Annotated in this window: 14 protein-coding genes; 4 read left to right on the forward strand and 10 right to left on the reverse strand. The window is 66.2% G+C overall.

Annotation, left to right across the window (positions count from 1 at the left end):
- Positions 1–2: 2 nt before the first annotated feature.
- The 8 genes from A5775_RS01400 to A5775_RS01430 form a co-directional block, all read right to left on the reverse strand.
- Entirely contained in the window at positions 3–2,327 is a 2,325-nt protein-coding gene (locus A5775_RS01400) for a nitric-oxide reductase large subunit (protein WP_067246182.1), read from the reverse strand.
- Positions 2,328–2,532: 205 nt separating this feature from the next.
- Entirely contained in the window at positions 2,533–3,018 is a 486-nt protein-coding gene (locus A5775_RS01405) for a hemerythrin domain-containing protein (protein WP_067246357.1), read from the reverse strand.
- A 444-nt stretch (positions 3,019–3,462) separates the two neighbouring features.
- The gene (locus A5775_RS01410) at positions 3,463–4,854 is read right to left on the reverse strand and encodes a PPE family protein (protein ID WP_067246185.1); all 1,392 of its coding nucleotides are present in this window, start codon (positions 4,852–4,854) and stop codon (positions 3,463–3,465) included.
- Positions 4,855–5,195: 341 nt separating this feature from the next.
- Positions 5,196–5,591: a hypothetical protein gene (locus A5775_RS24530; RefSeq protein WP_231995090.1), complete on the reverse strand. Its 396-nt coding sequence runs from the start codon at positions 5,589–5,591 to the stop codon at positions 5,196–5,198.
- A 169-nt stretch (positions 5,592–5,760) separates the two neighbouring features.
- Positions 5,761–7,008, reverse strand: coding sequence for a hypothetical protein (locus tag A5775_RS01415; RefSeq protein WP_067246189.1), 1,248 nt, complete (start codon positions 7,006–7,008; stop codon positions 5,761–5,763).
- Positions 7,008–8,354, reverse strand: coding sequence for a hypothetical protein (locus tag A5775_RS01420; protein ID WP_067246192.1), 1,347 nt, complete (start codon positions 8,352–8,354; stop codon positions 7,008–7,010). The genes A5775_RS01415 and A5775_RS01420 overlap by 1 nt, the downstream gene beginning before the upstream one ends.
- Positions 8,354–10,000 (reverse strand): ABC transporter permease, encoded by a 1,647-nt coding sequence (locus A5775_RS01425; RefSeq protein ID WP_067246196.1) that lies wholly within the window; start codon positions 9,998–10,000, stop codon positions 8,354–8,356. The genes A5775_RS01420 and A5775_RS01425 overlap by 1 nt, the downstream gene beginning before the upstream one ends.
- Positions 10,001–10,033: 33 nt before the next feature.
- On the reverse strand, positions 10,034–11,425 hold the full coding sequence (locus A5775_RS01430; protein WP_067246199.1) for a condensation domain-containing protein: 1,392 nt from the start codon (positions 11,423–11,425) through the stop codon (positions 10,034–10,036).
- 956 nt (positions 11,426–12,381) lie between these two features.
- On the opposite strand from A5775_RS01430, the gene A5775_RS01435 reads away from it, so the two are divergent.
- Together A5775_RS01435 and A5775_RS26000 are read left to right on the forward strand one after the other, a co-directional pair.
- Positions 12,382–14,040 carry an NAD-dependent malic enzyme gene (locus A5775_RS01435; protein WP_067246204.1) on the forward strand — a complete coding sequence of 553 codons (1,659 nt, stop codon included), beginning with the start codon at positions 12,382–12,384 and terminating at the stop codon, positions 14,038–14,040.
- A 29-nt stretch (positions 14,041–14,069) separates the two neighbouring features.
- Positions 14,070–14,198: a hypothetical protein gene (locus A5775_RS26000; protein WP_255362089.1), complete on the forward strand. Its 129-nt coding sequence runs from the start codon at positions 14,070–14,072 to the stop codon at positions 14,196–14,198.
- 180 nt (positions 14,199–14,378) lie between these two features.
- On the opposite strand, the gene A5775_RS01440 is transcribed toward A5775_RS26000, so the two are convergent.
- Positions 14,379–15,089 (reverse strand): SDR family oxidoreductase, encoded by a 711-nt coding sequence (locus A5775_RS01440; RefSeq protein ID WP_067246207.1) that lies wholly within the window; start codon positions 15,087–15,089, stop codon positions 14,379–14,381.
- Positions 15,090–15,195: 106 nt separating this feature from the next.
- Between A5775_RS01440 and A5775_RS01445 the strand changes: the two genes are divergently transcribed.
- Both A5775_RS01445 and A5775_RS01450 read left to right on the forward strand, forming a co-directional pair.
- Complete coding sequence (locus tag A5775_RS01445) at positions 15,196–16,056, forward strand: LysR family transcriptional regulator (RefSeq protein WP_067246210.1); 861 nt, start codon at positions 15,196–15,198, stop codon at positions 16,054–16,056.
- A gap of 312 nt (positions 16,057–16,368) precedes the next feature.
- Entirely contained in the window at positions 16,369–17,430 is a 1,062-nt protein-coding gene (locus A5775_RS01450) for a 3-deoxy-7-phosphoheptulonate synthase (protein ID WP_067246213.1), read from the forward strand.
- 31 nt (positions 17,431–17,461) lie between these two features.
- Here A5775_RS01450 and A5775_RS01455 read toward each other — a convergent pair whose 3' ends face one another.
- Positions 17,462–19,108, reverse strand: coding sequence for a (2,3-dihydroxybenzoyl)adenylate synthase (locus tag A5775_RS01455; RefSeq protein WP_067246215.1), 1,647 nt, complete (start codon positions 19,106–19,108; stop codon positions 17,462–17,464).
- Positions 19,109–19,134 lie beyond the last annotated feature (26 nt).

Raw genomic sequence — 19,134 nt, forward strand, 5'->3', positions numbered from 1 at the left:
TGTCAACCTTTCTGCGACGCAGCGGGAACCGGGTGGAGTTCGGTGTAGAGCGGGTGTTCGAGCAGTTCGTCGCTGGCCGGCGCGCGCCGGACGTTGCGTATCGCTGTCCACGCGATCCAGACGAACGGGACGACACCGCCGAGGATGAAGACGAAATCACCGGGCAGCCGCAGCCATTCGATCAGCGAGTTGCCGGGTCGGGTGAGGTAGCCCAGCGAACGCGCCTCGAAGTATCCCGTGCTCACGGAGTGGTACAGCTGCAACACCCCCAGCGGCAGCAGGGTGGCGAACACCATCCATGCCAGCCCGATGTTCATGCACCAGAAGGACAATCGTGCCCACTTTTCCGGCCACTTGGCGGAGGGGATCGCGTACCGGAAGGCGAACATCGCCAGCCCGACGGCGAGCATGCCGTAAACGCCCATCATCGCTCCGTGGGCATGATTGGCGGTCAGCGCGGTGCCGATCTGGTAGTAGGACACGATGGGCAGGTTGATCAGGAACCCGAAGATGCCTGCTCCCAAGAAGTTCCAGAACCCGACCGCCACCAGGAACATGACCGCCCAGCGGTGCGGGAACGGTGTTTCGTGGCTTTGTTGGCGAGACCCGAGCTGAAGGAAAGCCCACGCCTCGACGGTCAGGAAGGTCAGCGGGATCACTTCGGCGGCCGAGAAGAACGCGCCCAGCGCCATGTGTTCGACGGGGGTGCCGGAGAAATACAAGTGGTGCATCGTGCCGATGACGCCGCCGGCGGAGTACAGGATGATGTCGAGGAAGATCACTCCTAGTGCGATGCGCTCGCGTACCACTCCGAGCAGGACGAAGATGTAGGCGACCATCACGGTGGTGAACAACTCGAGGAAGTCCTCCACCCACAGGTGGACCACCCAGAACCGCCAGAAGTCGGCGACTGAGTAGTGGGTGTCGTGGCCGGCCAACAGGCCCACGGCGTAGAAGGCGGGGATCGCCAGCCCGGTGAAGAAAAACATCCATGGCAGGTTCATCTTCGACGTGCCTTTGAGCTTGCCGCGGATGCCGCGCCAGATGATCGCAATCCACAGGAACAGGCCGGCGGTCAGCAGGATCTGCCACAGCCGCGGCAGGTCGAGAAATTCCCATTGCTGGGAGAACAGACCACCCGCGGGGATCACCCCATAGATCGAGAGGGCCTCGCAAATCAGGGAGCCGCCCACCACCACGACCAGCGCGCCGAGCAGGGCGTACACCAGCCAACTCTGCCGCCGCGGTTCCCGTCGGCTGATGAAGGGCACCAGGAAGATCCCGCCTGCCAAAAACGCGGCCGCGGTCCAAAACAAGGACAACTGCACATGCCAGGTGCGGGCGAGGTTGAAGGGCAACAGCTTGGCCAGGTCCAGCCCGTAAAACGCCGACAGGTCGGCGCGGTAGTGCTCGACGGCGCCACCCATCAGGGTTTGCGCCAAAAACAGCACCGAGACCACCGCGAAGATCCAGATCGCGGCGCGCTGCGAGGCGGTCAGTCCCACCTCGCCGGGTTGACGGAACGACAATGTGGGCGCCTCGGCGCTGTGCCACCCGATCTTTTGGCTCCACCGGCCGTACACGGCGAACATGATTCCGGTCCCGCCCAGCAGGGTGACCAAAGACAGCACCGACCACACCACGATCGATGCGGTGGGCCCATTGTCGACCCGCGGTTCAGCCGGCCAGTTGTTGGTGTAACTGTAGCTGTGGCCGGGCCGCTCGGCTGCGGACGCCCACGCTGTCCACGCGAAAAACGCTGTGAGATCACGGATGTCGGCCTTGCTGGTGATCATCCGCGGCAGTAATCCGTACTTGGTGGAGTTCTCGCCAAAATATTCCGCGTAATGCTGCTGGATGTGATCGAACGCGACCGCCTGCTTATCGGTGAACACCAACGTCTTGCTGTCGGCCTTGTAACGGTTGGTGCGAAACTCGGCCACCACCCGCTCCTTTGCGTCGGCCGCTCCCTGCGCCCGCCATTGCGCGGCCACATCGTTGGTGGACATGCGCAGATATTCCGCGGTGTAATCGGGTCCGAGGTAGGCGCCGTGCCCGAGCACCGAGCCGTACTGCATCAGGCCGCGCGCCTGATAAAGCTCTTGGCCGCGGGTGATCTGAGCGCCGGTGAACAGAACCTCGCCCGACTCACTAACCACGTTGGCCGGCAACGGCATTGAGGCGGTGTAGGTCCGGTACACGAGGATTCCCATCACCAAGAACCCGAAGATCATCACGAGGGCCACACCCTGAGCCCAGCCCTTGCCGATCAACGACGTAGCGGGTGCTCGCGTTGCGGTTTGTGACGGTGCTGATCGGATTGCCATGTGCCGGTGCGCTCCTCGGGCTGGATGAAGGCGGGATACGTGTCCGGGTAATTACACAATGGCGATTGTAGAAATTCACTATGAGCTCCATCACGCCATTGGCCCGGGGACCGGATGACCCGTTGTGGTCAGTCCCGATCGGCGGGATGGAAGGTCCGAGATGATCAGGGCGTGCCGAAGGGGGCGGGCAACCTCAGATAGCTGATCACCGCGCGCGTTTGGTGCCGGCCTGCTGGCAAACCCACCCATCGGGTATGCGGCCCGTCACGACGAACCGGGTCAGCTGGGCACTCGTTGGCGCCGGCAAATCGTAATCGGCGTGCAGATAAACGACCGGCTCCTCACTGAAGTCGTGCTCGTGAAGCTGGCTGAGCAGGTGGTTGCATGTGTTCTCGAGGCGCGGACCGCCCGTTCGGTCGGCAAGCAGCCGCGTCAACGTCTCCATCGTCCGCCACAGCTGACCGTGTTCCCGCATCTTCACGAAGACAGGCATCATGATCCCGGCCTTCCGAATCGGCGGGAACAAGAAAATCTCCTCCAGGTAGATGTGCCGACGCAGCGCATCCATTGTCGCCCTCAGCAGCTCGGGTTGCCGGTCGCCGCCATCGAGCTTTTCGATGAAACATCCGATCGCAGCGCCTATTTCGCGGTGCTGCCGCATGAGTTCGGCGGATAACACCCGGTCGGACATCACATGCTCCTCTACGTCGGTTTGCAGATCGGGGAGGTCGGCCTGATAGGAGGCAGTGGTCAAGTCGGTGGCTTTGCCGGCGACGAAGCGAGGTTTGGCTCCCGTTGCCCGACGGCAAGGCCCCGCTGTATTCCTCCGATGAGCTGCCTCCTCTGGCCAGGGCTGCCGGCCGGAGCGGTCTGCGCGCAGGTGCAGCTGAGGCTGCCGAAGGGACCGGGGTTGCCGTCGCCCGGATTCGGATCGGCGCCGGCCGGCGCCGGCGTGGATGCCAACAAGGCCACGATGGCGGTAGCGCATGTCAAAGCTTTTGTCATGAACGCCAGCGACTTTCGGCTCGGCAGCCTGTGCGTAGACCGGTGCGGTTCGGGTGTGGCCATTGCGGTTTTATTCGGAGTCGAGGGGCTTGCGCCTCCTCCCATACGGCCTGCGGTCGGAGTCGGCGCATCACCCGGCCACCGGCGAATGCGGAATGAGCGAGACGCGCAGGCCGACGCGCTGAACCGCGCCCTCGGATTCGCGCCCGACCATGCCGCCCAAGGGCAGCTTGGACACGGTCGGGCCGGGGGTCGGCGCCGCGGCCCATCCGCCCGGCATGGTGCTGGAATGCAGGGCCTGCAGCGGCGTGACCGACGAAACGGTGGCGGCCCAACTCGGCGGCACGGACAAGGTGCTGAGTGAGCTGGCTTGGCCGACGCCCGCCGCAATTCCATGGCCCAGTCCTGCGACCGGCGGTAGGTTTCCCAAACCCGCTGCGGCACCCAAGCCGCTGATGCCCCCCACGCCGCCGGCGCCCTCGGCCCCCAAAATGGAGTCGGCGCCCGCGTAGTCCAGCGCCAATCCCTGGTAGTCCAGGCCGAGCCCCTGGTAATCAAGATCGAGGCCGTAGAGGTCGATGCCGATGCCGCCGGTGTCGGCGATCAGGCCGGCGCCGTCGGCGCCGAACCCGGCCGCCTCTCCGGCCAGCGCGCCCGTCCCACCGTCCAGTGCAGGTGCGGCGGCGAGCGTCGAGGCCAGTCCCGTCGCGGCGCCCGCACCCGTGCTCGCGCTCTTTGTCGCACCCTTGCCGGACGCATTGGTCAGACCCGACAGCGCGCTGAGCGGGGCGGTGGCCCCCGAAGACCCCAGCGAGGCCCCTGTGCCCATTGCCGCCTGTGACAGCCCGGGGCTCGAGGGCGAACCGGGTGTCGAAAGGCCTTGCAGGGTCTGCGGCACCGAGGAGGCCCACTGCGTCGCCGTTGCGTGTGCGGTGCTGCCGGACTGGAGCGCCGCGTGGGTGACGGCGCCGAGGTGGCCGGCGACGGCGGTCGGGGTGGCTGTTTGCGGCGGCGGCGCCGCCACGGGCGAAAGCGCCGAGGCCGACGCCGAACTGGCGGCGTAGCCGTACATCGCGGTTGCGTCTTGCGCCCACATCTCGCTGTACTCGGCCTCGGTGGCCATGATCGCCGGCGTGTTCTGCCCGAAGATGTTGGTCTGGATCAACGCCAGGAGCCGAACGCGGTTGGCCGCGACCAGCGGAGGGGGAACCGTCATCGCGAACGCGGTCTCGAAGGCTGCCGCGGCGGCCGTGGCCTGCGTGGCAGCCTGCTGGCATTGCTCGGCGGTCGCCGTCATCCACGCGATGTAGGGCATGATCGCGGCCGCCATCGACATCGACGCCGGCCCCGACCAGGACTCGTCGGTGAGGCTGGCGATCACGCTTTGGTAGCTGCCGGCGGCGTCAGTCAGCTCGGCGGCCAGCGTCTCCCATCCCGCCGCGGCGCCCAGCAAGGTCGCGGGGCCGGGCCCCAAGTACATCCGACCAGAGTTGATCTCTGGTGGTAACGCGCCAAAATCCATGCCTATCCCTGTCCCTTGTTGAGTTCTGGCGGACCATGCCGCGGCGGGTCGCACCCGACATCTGGTCTGCGGTCGAATGGTGATGAAAAGCTCAGGTCCCCAACGGATCACGCGAAGCGGCTCGGTGAACCTGCACGCCCGGCGGACCTAGGTTTGACCTCGTAATTTCCGTGGAATTGGCACACCGGTTTCCCGGCAGCGCCGGGTGCGATAGCCAAAATGCATCGCTGAAACAGCCGAGACAAGCCGATCAGCGGATGCTGAGGGCGCCGGAGCTAATAGCGGCTAGCGTCTGCCCGGGCGCGCAATGGTGTAGTACGCCGATGAGCTGACGTGCCCGATCAGCAACGAGCGACGCAGAATTGAATCAAGAGATTTTGCCCCATAGGGCTGGACGCCAGCGCGCGCACCGGCGTATCGACGCGCTGCTGCGACCAGATTATCCCGAGGGTGGGCGGTGTCGACGAGCCGGACTGCCGCGGCGTGGAAAGGGCGAAAGTGCTTCCACGATTCCGCTTTAACGCGGCGCTCTTGAACGCGTTGTCATCGTTGACGGTGGAGCCGACGCCGAGGCGACGTACCGGAACCGATTCGTGGTCCGGGTGCATCGGGTTGGAAAGCGGGTTGGCTGAGGCGGCCGCCACCTCCGGTGGCGAGGCGTTGGCGGCCGTTTCGGCTCGCAAAGCCCCGCAGCCAAGTACAGCTGCGACAAGGGCCAGCGCAGCAACGATGGCCAACAGAGATTGTGGTCGCGACCACCGTGAAAACATTCCAACTCCGAAATTCACAGTGCCACGCACTTTACCAGCCGCGATACGTCACCAGCCAACGCGTCGGGTCAGCAAAGCCAAGGTCGGAATGGTTGATGCGAGGCCGTCTGCCACCTCGAAAACAGGCGAATGTCGTTCAGATCATCCGCGGTCCGCCGAAACCCGGAACGGCGCCGACCGGGATCAGCGCGAGCGCGATGACGAGAAGAATGAACAACCGCACCGTTTTTCGTGAGGGCTGCTGGTCGATCTCTGGCCGGTGCGCCGCGAAAAGGAGGAAAACGATGGCAACGTCGAACGCCACGATCGTCAGCCAGCGGGTCCAGTCGAAGCCGGTCAGAAAGACCGGGATCACCAGCAGCAGGCCGGTGGTTACCCAGGCCAGTCGGCCGCGCAGCGCGTCGACGAACGCGCGTAGCGGCACACCCGAAAGTGCGCTGAGGCCCCACACCGTCACCGCGGCGGCGCCGGCACCGAAGATCAACGAAACGGTGAGGCCGAGCGCGCCGATGTGGCCGACGGTTCGGATGGCGTCCGCGATTCCGTTGTCGTAGTTCGGCATCACGTTGCGGCACACCCAGTCGTGGTAATCGGTTTGACTTGGCTGTCCCTCGATCACGTAATGCATCAGCGTCCCCGGCGACGTGATCGTGGCAAACGGGTTGGGCACCAAGCGATGCGGTACCGCCGCGCACAATTGAGACGCGATATCGTGGCGACCGAACGCCGCCACGGCGGCCGTGGTGAGGACACCCGGCAACACGGCCAGGAGCATGCCACGGCGCTGGGCGGTTTCCAGCGCACCGCCGAGGACGACGATTGCCAGCACGGCCCCCACCGCGAACTGCAGCCCGATCGCCTCGTGCACCAGCGTCAACGCCGCGATGAGGGCGCCGTAGGTGGCGCACCATCGGATCGCGACGGTACGGGAACGTGTGAGCACCAACGCCGAGCTGAACACCGCCAGGGCCGCACCGCCGAACAGGTCCGGCCGAGCCGAGAACGCCGCAAACGGGATGCCGAACGGCAACAACGGGATCACCATCGCGGCCATCAGCCTGCGTTCAGACGGACGGCGAGTGAAGACCACCACGCCGGCCACGGTGGCCAGACCGCACAAATAGACCGCCGTGGACAGCCACCGCAGGCTGAGCGTGGCCGGGAAGTAGTGGCGTGGGGCCAACCGAACCAGCTCACCGGCGAGCCCGCGGCGGACGAAGCCGTGCGTGTAGTCGGCGGTGTAATACGACATCCAGTACACGTCGAGGGGAACGACCTTGATCGCGAACCACAGCACGGCCGTCGCCCAGGCCGCGATTGCGACCGCGATACCGGCGTAGAGGTGCCGTGCGCGTTGATCGGCCTCGAGGCCCAGGTCCACCATCAAATGCGGCCCGAATAGACGGTGGTGGCGGACAGATTCAGGTCGGCCAGCGCGCCGCACACGAGCTCACGTGTGGCCGGCGTGGCGTCGCCGATGCCGCTCTGGTAGGCGACGACGGTGAGAAATCGGCTGCCGTTGACCGTTCCTGTGCCGCAGAACAATTGGCCGTGAGCTTGTTCGATGCGCGCCTGGGTGATCCCCTGCTCGGCCAGCCGCATCGAAAACTCGGCCGCCTGGGCACCATCGATGCGGCCGACGGCGGCATCGAGGCCGCCAAGGTTGGAGCAACCCACCGGCAGTTGACCGGATGACATCGCGATGCCTTCGGCGCGCCGGACCAGCCACCGCGGCGTGAACGGAATGAGAGGCAATCCGGCGAGCATCTCGTTGGGTTGTTGTGCCAGGGACGTCAGCAATCTCTTGACATCTGCACGCACGCCGCCGAGGTCGTCAGCCACCGCGCGGCCATCGACGGTGAGCGTGATCGAGGTCAGCGCGTTGGCGCGGTCGTCATCGATGCTGCGATCGCTGACCGGAAGCACCACCGTCACGGCGTTTCCGTCGTCGAGCACCCTGCCCATCCGGTGCGCCAGGCGAGCGGCGAACGCGACGAATAGCGCGTTGCTGCTTCCGCTGAGGCTGCGCGCACGCGCATCCCACGCCGCAGCGTCGGTTTGTATCGTCACAGATCGGGATGCGTTCTGGCCCTGGCCCGTTGGGGCGTGCACCCGAGGTGGCCGCGCCGGCGGCCGAACGTGTCGATCCGACGACACCTTGACCAATATCGCCAGAGTCGCGATCAGCGCGCGGATCGCCGCCGGCAGGGCGAGAACGGCGCCGGCCAGGTCTTCACGTATCGCGCGCCACCGGCCACGTGAATGTGACTGTGGGTAGCCACGATTGTGTCGTTCTCCCTTGACGGCTTCGGTGATGGCCGTCGCCATGGCGAGTCCGTCGACAACGCAGTGTGACGCCACCACGGTGACCGCCGCCCCACCGTCGTCCAACGGCAGCACGCCGAGGTGAAACGTCGGGCCGTGCTCGGGGTCGACGCGCACCCGCGCGCGTCTTTCGATCCAGGGGCCGATCTCCCGCCGCGGCTGCCGCGGTTCGCACACGATCTCCGGTGAGCGGGCATCGACTACCCAGCGATGACGCCCGAACCGCAGCGGCGAGCGCTCGATCCTTCGTCCCAGCAGGCCGGCACCGAGATTGTCTCTGAAGGACCGCAATTCGTCGATGTTCACGTCGCGGTCATAGATCCACGTGCACTGCACCGTGCTGCCTTGACCGGTGGCGCGCAGCCGCAGGAAAGCGGCCTGGTCCAACAGCGCCAGCCTCGTCACTAGCATCCCGCCTCGGCTGCGGCGCGATATCCCCGCATCGCCGCCGGCGCGAACACCGCGACCAGGACGGCGGCCCACAGGCCCGCCTGCGACAGCGGCGACAGAACCGGCCCGCCCTCCGCGAGCGCGCGCATCGCCTCGATCGTCGGTGATATGGGGGAAAATCGCACCACCGGCTGCAGCCACCCCGGAAACACCTCGGCCGGCGCGACACCGGTGTTGAGGAACAACAGCAGCACACAGCCCGCACCCAGCCATGTCACCATCGCTTTGCCATCCGCGCGGGCGGCGATCGCGATGACCAACGTCGCCATCCCGGCCGAAATCGCCACGGGCACCAGCACAAAGGCCGGCGCCGCGATCCAGCCGTAGTTGAATCGCAGGCCCAGAGCGATCCCGAAGATGGTGAGCACAATGGCCGACGTGGTGGTTCGGGCGGCCTCGGCGATCAACCGGCCCGCCACAGTGCTGGCCCGATGAACCGGCTGCACCCACAACCTCGTCAGCACTCCCGACTCCCGCTCGGCCGGCAAAGCCAAACCGGCGCCGAGGGTTCCGAACACGGCGCCGACCACCGCGCACATGGGGACCAGTCCGTACAGGCTGTCGTGACCCGTGACGGCCAGAACGGCTTTGCCGATCAGCAACTTGTAGACAATGAGCAGAAAGGTCGGGAACAACAGCGCTTGCACCGCGACGATCGGGTCGCGCCGCCAGCGGCGCAGGAGGCGGCCCGCCTCCGACGCGCTATGGCTGAGGAAGGACGTCAGCGACGGCGCGCACGGAATCCCTTGCATTGCAATGGCAGTCACCGCCTGGAGGGGCGGTTCGGCAGACGTAACGCGGGTCTGCCCGGCGTCCTGAGCCGGAATGCGGACGATTCGCGGTGTGCGGAAACCTCCTCTGCCGACGCGTCGCTGCATCCGCACCGCCAGAACGCCGAACAGCGCCAGCAGCCCGAGGCACCACGCCGACGCCACCGCCAACTCCCTGCCCGTTGCGTGGCCGGAGGCGAGTCCGCGCAACGTGTCGGTGACCCGTGAGACCGGTTGGTGGCGGACGAACGGGCCGAGCCACGTCGGAAACGATTCCACGGGAGCGATGCCGGTGGACAACAGGACCAGGACCAGTTGGGGGAGGAGCAGCAATTGGCTCGACGATTCGACGGAGCCGACCCGCGAGCCGAGGGCGTCGGCGCCAAGGCACACCGCCATCGCGAACGTCACGACGATGATCACGAACAGACCCGTGTCGGCCAGGCCGCCGGCCATCCGGAAGCCGAACGACCGCCCGACGGCGATGGCGGCGGCCAGCGCGATGACCGAGCGGATCAAGCAATAAAGCATCCGCGCGGCCAGCGGAACCGCCGCAGGAACCGGCAGGGTCCGAAGCCGAGATCCGAAGCCGGACAACCGGTCTCGTGCGGCACGGTCGGCGGTGGTCATCGCCCCGAACAGCATCGCCTGCACGATCACCACCGGAAGGACATATTGCGGGTAGGTCATCGGACCGGTATGGATCAGGCTGCCCAACACCAGGGTGAACCCCAAAAAGCAGCCCACCGGTGCCAGCGCCGCGAACAGCAGGTCGGCATCGCGCCGGGAGCCGGCCATGGTGCGCCAGGTGAGTGCGACCAGGGCACTCATGCCGAGACCTCTGCCGGCGGGACGGAAGCCGCATCACGCATCGCTGTTCAGCCCGGCGTCGGACACCCGGGTGAACTCGGCACGCATCGTCTCGACGTAGCGCGAGACGGACCTGCGGGCGATGTCGGTGCCCGGGTACGCGACCACCAGCTGCGTCTTGTCGTGCATGCGATTGACCCACATGCACACCGTCTCCGAGAGCCGGTTATCACCCCACACGCCGGCACGCAGGCCGTCGAAGTAGTCGCCGAACGGCAACTTGCGAATGTCGATGTAGGACAGCATCGGGACCGGACGGTCCGGAACCTCGATGGGGCCTGACGATCCGTCCGCCGACTCGAGCAGGTGGTAGTAGGGCACGGCGCCGAGGGCCGTGTTCGCGTCAAACGAGGACTGGGCGGCAGCGACGACCGCGTCGAACGAGGTGTCGGCGGTCGGAATTGCCAACGGGACGAAACTGGCCAACCATCCGACCGCGGTGGCGTGGGCGGGATCGCGACGGTTGTCGAAGGGCGTGAGCCCGAAATACGTTGCGGTGCCGGTCAACCGATGCTCAGTCAGGGCGGCGCAGGCGAACACGCCGCCGCTGAAGCGCGCCCCCGCGGCGCGGCACGCCGCTTCGAACCGTCGGCCCTGGTCATCATCGATCAGGTCGAATACGTCGATGGCCCCCGGCGTATCCGCGGCCGCCTCGCCCAGTTCCAATGGAAATCGCGGCAATGCCCCGTTGTTCGCCGTGAGAAAGGCTCGCCACGACCGGATCTCGTGCGACTCTTCGCTCAGGCTCCGGGTATAGGCATGTTGTTTGGCGCTGTATTCACGATGGCTGGCGACGGGTGCCAGCGGACTCTGCGCCTGCTGCAGCGCGCTGAAGTACATCGTCTGGATGTCGAGGAAGATCACCCCGGCCGACATACCGTCGGCGCGCAGGTGGTCTACGGCGATATAGACCGTGAACCGGTCATCGCCCTGGATGACGCCGAAGGTGAAGCAGTCCCATTGCAGCGGATCGGGCGTATCGAGAAGCAGTTTGCGGATCTGCGGCGGACCCATCCTTCCGAGATCCGTTGGTGCCAAGGTGATGACCTCCGGGTCGGCAATGACGTAGCGCAGGACCTCGTCGTCGTCGCCGAAGGCGAACCGGTCGTGGTAGGTGTCGTGTCGGCGCAGATGTGAATTCACGGCGTGCGTCATCGCATCTATATCGCAGACACCGCTGATTTCCCAGGCCCCGATACACAACCGTGGGATATCGCGACCACGGCTGACCTGGCGACGGTAATACCGAAGATGCTGCGATTGCTGATAACTCACCGGCGCAGGATGGTATTGCGCTTCGGCGGCGCGCCGATACGTGGTCGCGGTGGGGTACCAGGATACGACGGTGCCCTCGGCCGTCCAGTCCTCAACCGTGCCCAAGAACATGCGCTACCTTTCGTCCGTCAGCCGGCGACGTCAGTTCGGATGACCTTAACGGCACCGCGCACGAGTTGCTGAACGAGTTGAGGGCCCAAGGAGCCCCGCTACGCGGGCCCGGCAAGCGTCGCACCAGCTGGTGCGTCGACCAATGCGCGCGAGAAAATAAGTGCACCGTGATGTGAGTTGGCGACCCGCATGTTGTCAAGCGGCGCAAAGTGATGACTCGCCGGCGCGCCCGCGGCGCAATCATAGAATTCCCCTCTCGGGCCTGAGCAATCTCCCAGGAACTTCTGACAACCCATCGTGCGCCTGTGCGAGGTAGCCGTCGACAGCGAGTGATTTAAATCGCGCGCGATTAACACGGAACTGCGGCACGAACAAGCATTTATCTCGACGCGATGACCCAATCTGTCGATTCCCACCCACAGAGCGGCGCTATTCTGGCGAGGCCACCCGAGACGATGCTGGGCCTGCCGAAACGGCGCCTCGGTTACCATATCGTGATGTATGGCCGTATTGGAATAGTGTCAGCCGAACCTTTCTTGCGCCGATGATTCGGGCAAACAATCAAACTGTCCCCAAATCCGCCGCAGCACTGCATCACACGCTCCTGCCGATACGAAGCCGCGCGTGGGATTCGGCCAGATCGCCGGCACTGGCAGCAAACTGCGGCAACTCTGTATGCAGCCAATAAGGGGCGCCGAGGGTGCATCACGTGCGAGAGCGCACCGTTGCCCTTTGGCCCTCAATAGATTCGATGTACCAGGCCCGACGAACGTGTCGCCCCGGCGCTGGGCGTGAAACCCAAGGGGGACGCGAAAGTCGTTTTTGGCAGCCCACTGACAGTTTGACAGCGGTGACACCGGGTTACGCACAGACAAACTGCCCCAGACCATCGATGATGATCTGGACACCCGGTCGCTTCCCCTCGCCGCGCGATTGGTACCGAAGGGACGTTGACGATGCCTGATGAGCTCCACGGGCCGGCCCGGCTGTTCGATGCCTTGACCACCAAGGGCACCGCCTTCACCGAGGACGAGCGCCGGCGATTGGGCCTGATGGGTCTGTTGCCGACGACGGTGAAGACCCTCGAACAACAAGCCGAGCATTGCTGGCACGAATTCTCCACCCGCCGCGACGATCTCGACAAGCACATCTATCTGCGGGCGTTGCAGGACCGCAACGAGACGTTGTTCTACCGGGTGTTGCTCGACCACATCCCCGAGGCTCTGCCGATCGTCTACACGCCCACCGTGGGGGAGGCCTGCCAGCGTTTCAGCGAGATATACCGGCGGCCGCGGGGGCTCTTCGTCTCCTACGCCGAGCGCGACTGCCTCGACGAGGTGCTGAACAACCGGCCGCAGCGCGAGGTCGACGTGATCGTGGTGACCGACGGGCAACGCATCCTCGGCCTGGGTGATCAGGGCATCGGCGGCATGGGCATCCCGATCGGAAAGCTGTCGCTTTACACCCTCATTGGTGGGATAGACCCCGCCCGCACTCTTCCGATCGTGCTCGATGTGGGAACCGACAACAGCGAACTGCTCGACGACCCTCGGTATCTGGGCTGGCGGCACCGGCGTATCGACGACGACGATTACCATGCGTTCATCGACAAGTTCGTCGCCGCGGTACGCAAGCACCTACCCAATGTGCTGCTGCAGTGGGAGGACTTCGCCACCACACACGCGCTGCCGATCCTCGCCCGCTACCGCGACAAACTCCTTACCTTCAACGACGACATCCAGGGGACCGCCGCCGTCACCGTCGGGGCGTTGCACGGCGCCGCCAAGGTCGCGGGCCGCCCGCTGTCCCAGCAACAGGTCGTCATGCTCGGCGCCGGCTCGGCCGGCATCGGAGTGCTCGACATGATCCGCCGCCAAATGGTGAACGAGGGATTGTCCGAACAGGCTGCCTCCGAGCGCATCTGGGTTGTCGACCTGCAAGGGCTGCTCACCGATGACCGCACCGACCTATCCGACGCGCAGCGCGGATTCGCCCAGCCCGCCGGCCGGGTTGCCGGCTGGGGCCTGTCCGGCCGCGCCCGGCTCGCCGACGTGGTCCACCATGTCGACGTCGGCGTGCTGCTCGGCCTGTCCACCGCCGCGGGTGCCTTCACCGAGCCCATCGTGCGTGAACTCGCCGCCAAGACCGACCGGCCGATCATCTTCCCGCTGTCCAACCCGACGAGCCGCGCCGAGGCTCACCCCGCGGAGCTGGATCAGTGGACCCACGGGCGCGCCCTGATCGCCACCGGTTCGCCGTTCGCCCCGCTGCACCGAAATGGCGTGGAACACGCCGTCGCCCAATGCAATAACGTCTACATCTTTCCCGCGATGGGGTTGGCCGTGACCGCGGCCCAGTCGACCCGGATCACCGACGAGATGATGCGCGTCGCCGCAGAGACCTTGGGCGAGGCGTCGCCCGCCCTCACCGACCCCGACCGGCCGTTGCTGCCCGCGTGGTCGGATGTGCCCGATGTCGCGGTTCGGATCGCGCATGCCGTCGCGGTGCAGGCCGTCGCGGACGGCGTCGCCCCGGCGCGCAGCGACGCTGAACTCACCGAACGCATCGCGCAGGTGCGTTGGATGCCCGAATATCCTGTGGACACCACCGCTTAGTGGACGTCGCGCACGTAGCGGTGATCTTGATGAGCTCGTTGGACATACGAGTGAGCGGCATGCCGCCGCGGGCCACCAGCGCACTGGTCCACGAAATCAGCGCACGGATCCTGCCGTTGGGGCTGCGCGATGCGTTGTGCGCCAACACTTCCGGCTAGTCCGTCGCAACGTGCGGAGGGTCGTAGACGACCAGGAAGACAAGGTCTTCAGCACCAGTGTTTGTGAGACCCAGATCGGTCTCGTGCCAGACGATCTCCTCCGGTGCGATGACATTCGCCTAACACGGCGTGACTCATGTGACTTCTCCTTCCCGGTTAGAGCCTCGGTGCGGGGACTTGTCATGCGGCGATGCTGCCGCCGCCGTCGGCCCGAATGATCTGACCGGTGATGTAGCCGGCATCCTCGTCCAGCAGGGTGCAGATGGCGTGTGCGATCTCGCGCGGTGTGCCAAGCCGGCGCAGCGGAATGGTTTGCAGCAGACGCGCTTCTCGCTCGGATCCGGAGGGACTGAGCTCGCGGTACATCTCGGTTTCGATGGGCCCGGGCGCTACCGCGTTGACCGTGATGCCGGACTGCGCGAGCTCGCCCGCCCAGATCCGCGTGCACGCTTCCAGCGCCGCCTTGGTCGCGGCGTACGGCGTGCGCTCCGCGGTGCCCAGCGTCGTCATGCTGGTGACGTTGACGATGCGGCCCCACCCGGCGGCCACCATCCCGGGCAGCGCCGCTTGGACCACCTGCACGGCGGTGCGCACGTTCAGGTCGTACGTGGCGAATAGATCGTCCAAATCGATCGACCCGATCCGGCCGAACCGCGCGATGGCGACGTTGTTGACGACTGCATCGATGCGCCCGTTCGCAAGGACGCGCTTGAGCACGGCGTCGGTGTCGGCCCGGTCGGACAGGTCCGCCTCGTAGAACTCGCCCGGGAAGTCGTCGGGGCGACTGCGTGCGATGCCGATTGGAATGTCGCCGGACGCGGCAACCCGGTCGGCGACTGCTCGGCCGATTCCCTTCGATGCCCCGGTGATGAGTACTCGGCGTGCGGTCATGGTGTCCTCCTTTGCAGGCCTTCGTATGATTACTTAAACGTTTTGGAAAGCCAATGCATCATAACGTTGTTGATATGGACGATCACACTGAACTCATGGAGGATCGATGACGACGTTGTCGCAGCTCAAAACGTTTATTGCGGTGGTCGATCAGGGCGGCTTCACGGCAGCGGGCAGACGACTCGGGTTATCCCAGCCGGCCGTGAGCCGCACAGTCGCCACGCTGGAAAAAGAGCTGGGCCTGCCGCTGTTCTCCCGGCGGCGTGACGGGCTGGCTCTGACCGAGGCGGGTGTCACCGCGCTGACGCACGCGCGAGAAGCGGTGCGCCAGCTGACGTTGATGCGGACTGAGGTCGCCGGTTTGGCCGGCGACGTCACCGGGACACTGAGCCTGGCGAGCGTGCCGTCGGCCACCGCAACGCTCGTCGCTCCGCAACTACGGGCGTTCGCCCAGCGGCATCCGGCCGTCACCATCCGGCTGCTGGAGGGAAGCGAGAACGAGATCGTGGATTGGCTCGACCGAGGGGCCGCCGAGGCCGGTGTGGTCAGCCTGCCGGTCAAGGGACTCGACGTGGCGGTCCTCGGCGAACAGGAAATGGTTGCCGTGGTGCCTGCCGACAGCTGGTTGGCATCCAAGGACACCATCACCTACGCCGACTTGGCCAAGGAGCCCTTCGTCCGTGGCACCGGTGGCTGCGCGGACGTGTTCATGCCGATCGCGCGGCGCGCCGGGATCGAATTCGACCTGGCCTTCGAAGCGCGCGAGATTGCGGCGACTCTCGAGATCGTGCGCGCCGGGCTCGGTGTAAGCATCCTGCCCAGCGCCGGGCTGCCCGAATTGCCAGGCGTCGCAGTGCGTCCACTGGTGCCGCAGACCGTGCGGCGCCTCGGCATCGCGATATCCGCGAGCGCATCGGCACCCGCGCGCGCGTTCCTCGATCAGGTCGCCGCGCTCGATCCGCACTGATTCGGTTCGGCGACCACGGTTTTGAATCCCTGATCAGCTTCGCGCCCGGCCGTGATCCATCGCGTGCCAGGACGCGTTTCAGCGGTTCCGCCCCGGCGTGGTATCTTCGCCGACGTGAACATCGGCGTGCGCGCGTATTGGCGCTTTATCGTGGCTCCGGGTGGAGCCAGCGATGCAGCGTCTGGTTGACGCAACCGCACGACTGATACCCGGGGCCCAGCAGTGACCAGAAGGTCGCTGCTTTTCGTTTTTCAGGGCAACGGGAACCAGCGGGCGTGCCCTGAGAGCCAGTAGAGAAAGGCACACACCCCCATGTCGATAATCAATTGCGAGACGGCGACGATCGGTACGTCCGATCATCGGATCGTTTCGTTCCGCGAGCTGTCGGCTCCCGCCGTCATCCGCACCGAACTGCCGTTGACGGCTCGGCGTGCCCAGGCCGTCCAGCGCGATCGCGACGAGATCTCGGCGATCCTGGCCGGTGGCGACGACCGGCTGCTATTGGTGGTCGGCCCCTGCTCGGTGCACGATCCCGTGGCCGCGCTCGACTACGCACGCCGGCTCGCGCCGATCGCCGCCGAGTACGCGGATCGCCTGAAGATCGTGATGCGGGTCTACTTCGAAAAGCCGCGCACCACCGTCGGCTGGAAGGGACTCATCAACGATCCCAACATGGATGGCAGCTTCGACGTCGAACGCGGGATCCGCATTGCGCGTAGTTTGTTGCTCGACATCATCGACGTCGGCCTCCCGGTGGGATGTGAGTTCTTGGAGCCCACCAGTCCGCAGTACATCGCCGACGCCGTCGCCTGGGGCGCGATCGGCGCCCGGACCACCGAGTCGCAGGTGCACCGCCAGTTGGCGTCCGGGTTGTCGATGCCGGTCGGATTCAAGAACGGCACCGACGGCAACATCCAGGTCGCCATCGACGGCGTCAAAGCCGCTGCGGCACCGCACCATTTCTTCGGTACCGACAACGTCGGTCGCGCGGCCGTCGTCGAGACCAAGGGCAATCCCGACTGTCACATGATCCTTCGGGGTGGCACCACCGGACCCAATTACGACACCGCCTCGGTGACCACTGCCATCGAACGGCTGGGCAAGGCGGGGCTTTCCGGGCAGGTCATGATCGACTGCTCGCACGCCAACTCCGCCAAAGACCATGTGCGGCAAGCCGAAGTCACGGCCGAGGTGGCCGCGCGCATCGCCGGCGGCGAGCGTGGCATCGCCGGTCTGATGCTGGAGAGCTTCCTGGTGGCCGGCGCCCAATCGCTCGGCGGCGAGCTGACCTACGGCCAATCCGTGACCGATCAGTGCATGGACTTCCGGACCACGGCGCGCCTGCTGGCCGACCTTCACGCGGCGATGGGCTGATCGCGGGCGGCACGCGCGCCTGGTGTCGCGCCTATCGTGCCGAAACCTGGCCCGCGATCGCCTTTTTGTCGATCTTGCCGATCGGTGTGGTCGGCAGTGATGTCATCGGCACTAAGACGTCGGGCCGGGCGTGCGCGGCCACACCGCGTTCGTCGAGATAGCCGTTCAACTCCGCAAGCGACAGTCCCTGGCCCTTGAAAACGACTGCCGCACAGATTTTCTCACCCAGGTAGGGGTCGGGCAGTGCTACCGCGGCGGCCGAGAAGATCGCCGGGTGGCTGTGCATCTGCTCCTCGAGGTCTGCCGCGGAGATGGTTTCGCCGCCACGGCAGATGACGTCCTTGACGCGGCCGGTGACCACCACGTAGCCGTCGTCCCCGATCCGAACCAGGTCACCGCTACGGAAGAAGCCGTCGGTGTCAAAGCAGCGTTCATTGTCGCGCTCGGCGCGGAAGTAGCCGTTGAACGTGTACGGTCCGCGCACCAGCAATTCACCCTCCTCACCGGGGGGCGCCGGCTCACCGGCCGCATCGACGACCCGCAACTCGTCGGCGGGGGACAACGGACGCCCCTGCGTGTGCTCGGTGAGTTCGGGTGGATCGCCGAGGCGGGTGTAGTTCAGCAGCCCCTCGGCCATCCCGAACACCTGCTGCAGGCCCGGGGTCAGGGCGGTGCGCACCAAGCGGGCGTCCTCGGGCTCGAGCTTGGCGCCGCCGACTTGCAAGAGCCGCAAGGTCTTTGGGGTCACCGGCTCCCACTCGCAGGCCTGCGCCCACAGTTTGGCCAGGGCCGGCACCAGGGCGGTGACCGTGACGCCGTGCCGGTCGACGGCGGCGAAGGCCGCCTCGGGGCTGGGGTCGGTGCCGAACACGGTGGTGGCGCCCACCGTCATCGCGCCGAGCAGGCCGGGACAGGCGAGCGGGAAATTGTGGCCGGCCGACAGCACCGCCAGATAGACGTCGTCGGAGCTGAGCCCGCAGAGTTCGGCGCTGGCGGTCGCGTTGAACACGTAATCGTCGTGGGTGCGGGGGATGAGCTTGGGTGTGCCGGTGGTTCCCCCCGAAACCAGAAGCAGTGCAGGCGATCCCGGGTCACCCGGCGACGGCGGCGGGCCGGCGGGCGCGTGCTCGCACAGGCGCGCCCATGAGGTGAACGGCCCCGGGTCGCCGTCGACGATGACGTGGTGGAGCGTTTCGTGTTCCTCGGCGAGTCCTCGCGCCATCGTTCGATAGTCGAAACCCGCTGCCGTATCGGCGATCACCAGCCCGGTGGCCCCGCTGACCGAGGCGAAATGCCCGAGTTCGGCGGCCCGATGGCCCGGCAGGCACATGACCGGGATCGCCCCCGCCCGTAGCAGGCCGAAGAGCGCCACCGCGAACTGGCAGCGGTTCGGCAACTGCAGCAGCACCCGGTCGCCCGGCGCGATACCCAGTGCCCGCAACCCACCGGCGGCGCGGTTAGCCTGGTCGTCGAGGTCCGCATAACTGAAGCCGGTACCGCCCACGGCGTCGAGGACGGCCATTCGGTCGGGCCACTGCCGGGCCGCGTTGGTCAGGATCGTGTCCAGGGTCCGTCCCGTCCAGTAGCCGGCTGCCCGGTAGGCGGCGGCGCGATCAGCGGGGAATGGCACAAACCCGTCGAGGACTCCGGCCGGTGACTGTGGTGTGTGCGGGCTCATGGCTCCTACTGGCGGGGGCTTCGAAC

The sequence above is a fragment of the Mycobacterium sp. 852002-10029_SCH5224772 genome, assembly GCF_001667315.1.
Lineage (GTDB): Bacteria > Actinomycetota > Actinomycetes > Mycobacteriales > Mycobacteriaceae > Mycobacterium.

Bases quoted from the DNA above. Each gene is read 5' to 3' on its own strand.
- A5775_RS01445 (WP_067246210.1), top strand. From the start codon at position 15,196: ATGACGACGTTGTCGCAGCTCAAAACGTTTATTGCGGTGGTCGATCAG.
- A5775_RS01415 (WP_067246189.1), bottom strand. From the start codon at position 7,008: ATGGTGGACCTGGGCCTCGAGGCCGATCAACGCGCACGGCACCTCTAC.
- A5775_RS01440 (WP_067246207.1), bottom strand. From the start codon at position 15,089: ATGACCGCACGCCGAGTACTCATCACCGGGGCATCGAAGGGAATCGGC.
- A5775_RS01450 (WP_067246213.1), top strand. From the start codon at position 16,369: ATGTCGATAATCAATTGCGAGACGGCGACGATCGGTACGTCCGATCAT.
- A5775_RS01430 (WP_067246199.1), bottom strand. From the start codon at position 11,425: ATGTTCTTGGGCACGGTTGAGGACTGGACGGCCGAGGGCACCGTCGTA.
- A5775_RS01400 (WP_067246182.1), bottom strand. From the start codon at position 2,327: ATGGCAATCCGATCAGCACCGTCACAAACCGCAACGCGAGCACCCGCT.
- A5775_RS01405 (WP_067246357.1), bottom strand. From the start codon at position 3,018: ATGTCCGACCGGGTGTTATCCGCCGAACTCATGCGGCAGCACCGCGAA.
- A5775_RS26000 (WP_255362089.1), top strand. From the start codon at position 14,070: ATGAGCTCGTTGGACATACGAGTGAGCGGCATGCCGCCGCGGGCCACC.
- A5775_RS01435 (WP_067246204.1), top strand. From the start codon at position 12,382: ATGCCTGATGAGCTCCACGGGCCGGCCCGGCTGTTCGATGCCTTGACC.
- A5775_RS01455 (WP_067246215.1), bottom strand. From the start codon at position 19,108: ATGAGCCCGCACACACCACAGTCACCGGCCGGAGTCCTCGACGGGTTT.
- A5775_RS01425 (WP_067246196.1), bottom strand. From the start codon at position 10,000: ATGAGTGCCCTGGTCGCACTCACCTGGCGCACCATGGCCGGCTCCCGG.
- A5775_RS01410 (WP_067246185.1), bottom strand. From the start codon at position 4,854: ATGGATTTTGGCGCGTTACCACCAGAGATCAACTCTGGTCGGATGTAC.